We start from the raw sequence: 6,753 nt of genomic DNA, 5'->3' as shown, positions 1-6,753 counted from the left end.
GAACGCCGCCACCGACGACGACGCCCGGCGCGCGCGCGAACACCTCTCGGCCGCCCGCGAGGCCGCGGAGGCGTTCGCGGCGCTCGACCGGGTCGGGCGCTGAGTTCCGCCCCGCCGGGCGCGGCGGGTTCCACCCGAGCGGTCGCCGACGCGGGCGCGAGGAGCGGCAACTGTTATCGGGAAGCGCTCCGGCAGGTAGACGTACACATGGATGTGCTGGCCGCGGTCGACGGGTCGGACAACAGCATGCGCGCGCTCCGGTTCGCGGTCGAGTTCGCCGACCGCTTCGACGGCGAGTTGGACGTGGTCCACGTCACCGACCGAGAGACGGAGGCGACCGAGGAGGTGCTCCGCCGCGTCGACGAGGTGCTGGCGTCGGCCGGCGGCGAGGCGGACTTCGAACTCGACGTCGTGGAGGGGTTGGAGCTCCCGACCGCCCGCGAGGCCGGCAAGGAACTCCTCTCGCTGGTCTCCGACCGGGGGTACGACCACGTCGTTGTCGGCCACCACGGCGCGGGCCACATCGAGCGGGCCATCCTCGGCAGCGCGAGCGAGACGGTCGTCCGCGGGACCTCGGTCCCCGTGACCGTCGTGCCGTGACTCCGATCGCCCACGAGGCCTTTGACGGTGGCGTGCGTACGTCCGGCCGAGACTCGAATCATGGACGACCGCCCCGAGCGCCGTCGATACTACCCCGACGACGAGACCGTTCCGCTCAGCGAGGCCGTCCTCGAGGCGGTCCGGGCACACGAGAACTCGTCGCTGTCGGCCGACGAGTTCGACCTCTACGACCACGTCCACCCCGAGGCGATCGACGCGCTGTTCAGGGACGCCTCCGGGGTCGACATGAGCGTGCGATTTCACCTCACGAACGTGACCGTGAGCGTCTGGAGCGACGGCGGGATCGACATCCGCGTCACCGACCGGGTCGAGTAGGGGTGCGGCCGGGCGGACGCGACGGAGGTCCGGCGCGGGCGGGCGAGTCGGTCGGGCCGGCCGGCGCCCCACGCTCCCGTCTACTCGGGGTAGTCGCTCCCGACGACCTCCCGAACCCGCTCGGCGGTCACCGGGCCGACGCCCGCCACCTCCAGTAGGTCCTCCTCGCGGGCGGTCATCACCGCCTCGACCGTGCCGAAGTGGTCGAGCAGCGCGCGGGCGGTCACCGGCCCGATGTCGGCGATCGAACTCACGACGTACTCCTGCTGTTCGGCGAGCGTCTTGCTCGCCTTCTCGCCGTGGGCGGACACCTCCCGGTCGTTGGTCTCCTGTTCGCGCCGCGCGATCACTTCGAGCAGGTCGGCGGTCGCCGCCTCGTCTTCGGTCCGCAGCACCGAGGCGTCGAAGTCGATGGCGAGCGACGCGAGCGCGCCCCGGACCGCGTTGGGGTGGACGTTCCGCTCGCCGTAGAGGTCGTCGCCCTCCACGATCACGACGGGCCGGGCGTACGCCCGCGCGGTGTCTTTGACCTGCTCGAACATCGAGCGGTCGCCGCCGACGAGGGTGTCGAGGAAGTCCGCGACCGACTTCCGCTCGACCGCCACGCGGTCCGAGAGCACGTAGTCGCCGACGTCGAGCGTCTCCAGCCGGGTGGTGATCCCCTCGCGCGTCGAGAGGTCGCGCGCGATGGTGGAGTCGAGTTCGCGCTGGTCGATCACGACTTCGGTCCCCTCGCTTTCGGGGTCGCCCGCGGTGGCGACGACGCCTCCCTCGTCGGCGTCGTCGCCGTCCGCCGGGTCGGCGTCGGTCGTACCCTTCTCGCGTTCGGCGTCGGACTCGAAGTCGGTCAGGCCGGGCTGGGCGTCCGACGCGCCGGCGTCCGCGCTCGCGGACCCGTTCGCGGCCGCGCCGTCGGCGTCGTTCGCCCCGTCCGTCCCGCTCGCGTCGGCGTCGCCGGCCGGGTTCGCGTCCGGCGCGGCCGCGGCGTCACCCCCGCCGTCGTCCGCCGACGCCGCCGACCCCGCCGCCTCGGCGTCGAACTCCGAGAGCGCGGACTGGCCGTCGTCGAGTTCCGCGTTCACCTCGTCGGCGACGCCCTTGAGCGCGCGGAGTTCCTCCTCCATCCGCTGCTCCTTCCGCCGGCTGATCCAGAAGTACGCCTCGTCGCGGGTGTCCTCGGCCATCAGCACCACCACCTTCCCCTCGTCCTGCCGGCCGGTCCGCCCCTTCCGCTGGATCGAGCGGATGCCGGTGGGGACGGGTTCGAAGAAGAGGACGAGGTCCACCTCGGGCACGTCCAACCCCTCCTCGGCGACGGAGGTGGAGACGAGCACCTCGAACTCGCCCGCGCGGAACGCGTCGAGCGTCTCCCCCTGCTGTTTCTGGGTCATCCCGTCGCTCCCCTCCTTGTCGCCCTGCCCGACGAACCGGCGGGTGTCGAACGACTCCGAGAGGAACTCCGTGAGCGCCTCCGCGGTGTCGCGCGACTCGGTGAACACGATCACCCGGTCGCCGCCGCCGATGCCGAGCGTCTGCGCCAACAGCACCCGCGTGCGGCGGAACTTCGGGTGGAGGTCGTCGAACGACTCCGCCCGGCGCATCGCCTCCCGCACTTTGGGCTCGGACACCAGCCGCTGGCTCGCCTTCGACGCGCCCGACGAGCGTGCGGCGTTGCGCTGGCGCTCGAAGTAGCGTCTCAGCGCCTCGACGCTCTGGGTCTCGACGAGTTCGACCGCCCGCCGGAGCTTCATGATCTCGGCGTGCGTCGACATCCCCTTGTACGCCTCCGACTTGCCCGCGTCCATCATGCGCTGTAACTGCGCGCGCATGCCGTTGAGCTGTTTCTGCGAGACGTCGGGCTGGGTCGTATCCGAGACGCCGATCGACTTCAGCTTCTCCAGCCGGTCGCGGACCACCTCGTTGAGCGCGTCGCGGATCTCGACGACCCCGTCCGGGAGCTGGATCGTCTCCCACTCCACCTCGGTGTCGTGGGTGTACTCCGCGACGTCGGCGTCCGCCTCGGTCATCACCTCAACCTCGTCGAGTCCGAGGTTCTCACAGACGGTGAGGATCTCCTCCTCGTCGCCGCCGGGCGACGCGGACATCCCCGTCACGAGCGGCGCCTCCGCGTCGGCGTGGTAGCGTTCGGCGATGTAGACGTACGCGTAGTCGCCGGTCGCGCGGTGACACTCGTCGAACGTGAGGTGGGTCACGTCCGCCAGCGACACCCGGTTGCCGACCAGGTCGTTCTCGACGACCTGCGGGGTGGCGATCACCACGCGCGCGTCGTCCCAGAGGGCCGCGCGGTCGTCCGGGCGCACGTCTCCGGTGAACACCACCACCTCCTCGTCGTCCATCCCGAGCGCCTCGCGGTAGAAGTCGGCGTGCTGTTGGACCAGCGGCTTCGTCGGCGCGAGAAACAGCGCCTTCCCGCCGACCGACGACAGCCGGTCGGCCGTCACGAGCAGCGAGACGGTGGTCTTGCCCAGCCCGGTCGGCAGACAGACCAGCGTGTGTGCGCCCCGCGCGGTCTCGGCGAGTTCCGTCTGGTAGCGCCGCCGCTCCAGGAACTCCGGCGCGAGCATCGGGTGATCGACGTACTCGGTGTCGGCGTCTGCGGCCTCCGCCATCTACGGGTCGTTCGGCGCCGTCGCGGGTAAACCTTCGCGAACCGGGGTGAAAGTGAACCCGCCGTCCCGACCCCCGTCGGTCGGGCGGCCGGCGGGTCGGTCGGTCGGTTCCGTGCCCGTACTCCGGCGGCCGGTCAGCCGTCGTCGTGCGGGCGGTGTCGGCGCTGCTCACACGCCCGTTCCGGGACCGACACGCCCAGCAGTGCGGCCCACTCCGGGATGTGACACTCCTCTTGCTCCCTCATCGGTCGACCGACACACGAGCCAACGAGTTAACCGTTCCGCCGATTCCCGTCGGCTGAGCCGCTCGGACCGGCGTACGTGCGGCTGTGGAGTCGTCCGGACCGCTCGGGACGGGTTCGGACGGGTCGGGAGCCACGCGGGGTAGTGCGCCCGCGGGCGGCGCTCCCGCGGTCGGTAGCGCCCGCGGTCGGTACCGGGTTCCGTCAGACCACCCGTTCGCCGTCGTCGTCGTACAGGCGGATGGCGTCGACCGGGCAGGTCCGCGCCGCGAACTTCGCGTCGAGTTCCGCGTCGTCGGGCACCTCCAGCGAGAACAGGTCGGGTTCGACCTCCTCGGCGCCCGCCAGGTCGGCCTTGCCGTCGTCGCGGTTCCGCTCGAAGGCGTCCCACTCGGCGACGCACTGGTACATCCCCACGCAGGTGTCGCGGTCGAACTCGATGCGCATGTCCGAGCGTACACCTCCGCAGGCGTAACGGCTTCGTCCGGCGGCGGGACTCACGACCCGTCGTCGGCCGTCCGGTACGTCACCGCGGCGACGCCGGCCGCGGCCCCGAACGCCGACTCGACGGCGAGGCTCCGTCGACCGCGGCCCGACCGGGGACGCCGCGGGTCGACCGCCGACTACCACCCGTACCCCGCGCTCAGCCGCGCGAGCGCCCCCCGGACGCCCGGCAGCGGCGACCCCTCGGGGACGAACGTCGGGACGGTGTCGCCGTCGACGGTGTCGCCGTCGGCGGCCGTCCACCGGACCGCGTCCCCCGAGACGTTGCCGCCGTCGGCGCCGCCCGCGGGGACGTACCCCGCGGGCGCGTGGACCGTCAACGCGTCCGACGCGAGGTACGGCGCGCCCTCGCCGCCTATCGCGAACGGTATCGCCGGCCCGCTCGCGTGCAGCGGCGTGAACACCACCGCGCCGAGTTCGGTCTCGGCGGCGTCCGCGCGGTCGTACGACGCCACGAGCGTCGAGCCGTCCATCCGACTCGACAGCGCGCTCGCGTCGCCGCCCGGGCGACGCGGGCGGTCGATCGCCGCGCGGACCACCGCCCGGCGGAGCGACTCGTTCGCCATCGCGCCGGCGCCGTCGGTCAGTTCCACCCGCGCGGTCCAGCGGGTCGACCCGTTCGCGAACACGCGGACGTCGAGCGTCGACGCGCCCGTCTCCACCGTCGCGCCGCGGTCGGCGGCGGCGCTCGCGAGCGTTCCGTCCTCGCAGAGTCCGCACACCGGCCACGGCGGGGCGCGGGCGGCGGCCGGCGCGGCGGCGCCGAGGAGGGAGGGAGCGACGAGTGCGGCCGCAAGCAGGAGGGCGGCGGCGCGGGTCCGGCGAGACGGGGAGGGGGTGCGGGACACGCGCGAACCTGTCTCGGCGTCCGGCAAGTACTTTCGGTCGGTCTGCCCCCGGGGCGGGCGTGCCGGGCGGCGCCGGTTCCCATCCGGCGGGCCGACGACCCAACGGACAAGCGTTTTGCGCCCCCGGGGCGACCCCCCGGGCATGAAGTCGAACGCCGGCGGCGACGACGCCAAGCGCGCGGCGGGCGAGCGGGCGGCGGAGTTCGTCGCCGACGGCGACGTGGTGGGGCTCGGCACCGGGAGCACCGCGGCACACGCCATCCGTCGGCTCGGCGAACGGGTCGACGAGGGGCTGGCCGTCGAGGGCGTCGCCACCTCCCACGGGGCGCGCGAACTCGCCCGCGAGGCGGGGGTGCCGCTGCGGTCGCTCGGCGACACCGCCCGGGTCGACGTCGCCGTCGACGGCGCCGACCAGGCGGCCGGCGGCGACCTGATCAAGGGCGGCGGCGCGGCTCACGCACGCGAGAAGATAGTGGACGCGATGGCCGACCGGTTCGTCGTCGTCGTCGACGACACCAAACTCGCGGACGCGCTCTCGCGCCCGGTGCCGGTCGAGGTGTTACCCGCCGCGCGCGCGAGCGTCGCGGCCGCCGTCAGGGACGCGGGCGGGGAGCCGACGCTCCGCGCCGCGGCACGGAAGGACGGCCCCGTCGTGACCGACAACGGCAACCTCGTCGTCGACTGCGACTTCGGTCGGATCGCCGACCCGGCGGCGCTCGCGCGGACGCTGGCGGCGACGCCGGGCGCCGTCGAACACGGCCTGTTCGTCGGGTTGGCCGACGACGTGGTGGTGGGGACGCCCGACGGCGCCGCGGCTGTCGAGTCGGAAAAATAACGGGAGAGAGGGTTGCCCGGACTACAGGTCGCGCGGCTGGACCGTCTTCCGGTCGTTCGCCTCGGCGCGCCGAGCCGAGTCGTCGAGGAGTTCCGCGACTTCCTCGTCGAGCGCGTCGTAGAAGTCGGACGCGACGTTCTTGTCATCGAGATACTCCTTGACGGCTGCCTTGACGATGAGGTCTGCCATGCAGCCGGGTTTTCCGGCGGCCGGCTTATAAGAGTTCCCAAATTCGGGCGCGAACGGGGGGTCTCGCGGCCGTTCGCGGCCGAATCGTCCCTCTGATTTATAAGTCACGTTCATCGTCCACCGACGAGCCGAAGTCGGTCGGGGGCGGAGCGGGGGGTATGCGCGACACGCTGGAGGCGCTCGCGGCCGGCGAGCTCTCGCCCGCGGAGGCGGAGTCCCGCCTGCGCGGGTACGCGACGACCGACGTGAGCGGCGACGACGAGGACGACCCCGACGGCCGCACCCGCCGGCACGCCCGGTTCGACGCGGCCCGCGAGACCCGCCGGGGTATCCCCGAGGGGATCTACGCCGCGGGGAAGACGCCCGCGGAGACGGCGGCGCTCGCGGCGACGGCCGTCGAGACGACGGGCCGGGCGCTCGTCACCCGCGCGGACGACCGGACCGCCGGACGCGTCCGGTCGTACCTCCGCGCGGCGTCCCCCGGCGTCACCGTCGACCGGGACACCCGCGCGCGGACCGTGCTCGCGGAGACGCCGACGTTCGACCCGCCCCGCGTCGACGCCGACGTG

General features: G+C 73.2%; 7 protein-coding genes and 1 pseudogene. 4 read left to right on the top strand and 4 right to left on the bottom strand.

Annotation, left to right across the window (positions count from 1 at the left end; translation table 11 throughout):
* Positions 1 to 207: 207 nt before the first annotated feature.
* Positions 208 to 600, top strand: a complete 393-nt coding sequence (locus tag K933_RS11900) for a universal stress protein (RefSeq protein WP_049947833.1) — start codon at positions 208 to 210, stop codon at positions 598 to 600.
* Positions 601 to 660: 60 nt separating this feature from the next.
* Entirely contained in the window at positions 661 to 936 is a 276-nt protein-coding gene (locus K933_RS11895; RefSeq protein ID WP_023394980.1) for a HalOD1 output domain-containing protein, read from the top strand.
* 80 nt (positions 937 to 1,016) lie between these two features.
* Here K933_RS11895 and K933_RS11890 read toward each other — a convergent pair whose 3' ends face one another.
* From K933_RS11890 to K933_RS11880, 3 genes are all read right to left on the bottom strand, one after another.
* Positions 1,017 to 3,566, bottom strand: coding sequence for a DEAD/DEAH box helicase (locus K933_RS11890; RefSeq protein ID WP_023394979.1), 2,550 nt, complete (start codon positions 3,564 to 3,566; stop codon positions 1,017 to 1,019).
* Between the two features lie 446 nt (positions 3,567 to 4,012).
* Entirely contained in the window at positions 4,013 to 4,255 is a 243-nt protein-coding gene (locus tag K933_RS11885; protein ID WP_023394978.1) for a ferredoxin, read from the bottom strand.
* 176 nt (positions 4,256 to 4,431) lie between these two features.
* Positions 4,432 to 5,160, bottom strand: a complete 729-nt coding sequence (locus K933_RS11880) for a hypothetical protein (RefSeq protein WP_152529819.1) — start codon at positions 5,158 to 5,160, stop codon at positions 4,432 to 4,434.
* A 142-nt stretch (positions 5,161 to 5,302) separates the two neighbouring features.
* Between K933_RS11880 and rpiA the strand changes: the two genes are divergently transcribed.
* Entirely contained in the window at positions 5,303 to 5,995 is a 693-nt protein-coding gene (rpiA, locus tag K933_RS11875; protein ID WP_023394976.1) for a ribose-5-phosphate isomerase RpiA, read from the top strand.
* A 21-nt stretch (positions 5,996 to 6,016) separates the two neighbouring features.
* Here rpiA and K933_RS11870 read toward each other — a convergent pair whose 3' ends face one another.
* Positions 6,017 to 6,184, bottom strand: coding sequence for a hypothetical protein (locus K933_RS11870; protein WP_023394975.1), 168 nt, complete (start codon positions 6,182 to 6,184; stop codon positions 6,017 to 6,019).
* A 158-nt stretch (positions 6,185 to 6,342) separates the two neighbouring features.
* On the opposite strand from K933_RS11870, the pseudogene K933_RS11865 reads away from it, so the two are divergent.
* Positions 6,343 to 6,753 (top strand): annotated as a pseudogene (locus K933_RS11865) (hypothetical protein); the annotation flags it as partial.

The organism is Candidatus Halobonum tyrrellensis G22 (genome assembly GCF_000495475.1).
Taxonomy (GTDB): Archaea; Halobacteriota; Halobacteria; order Halobacteriales; family Haloferacaceae; genus Halobonum; species Halobonum tyrrellense.
The sequence above is the reverse complement of the archived record's forward strand: the minus strand, read 5'-3'. Positions and strand labels throughout refer to the sequence as shown.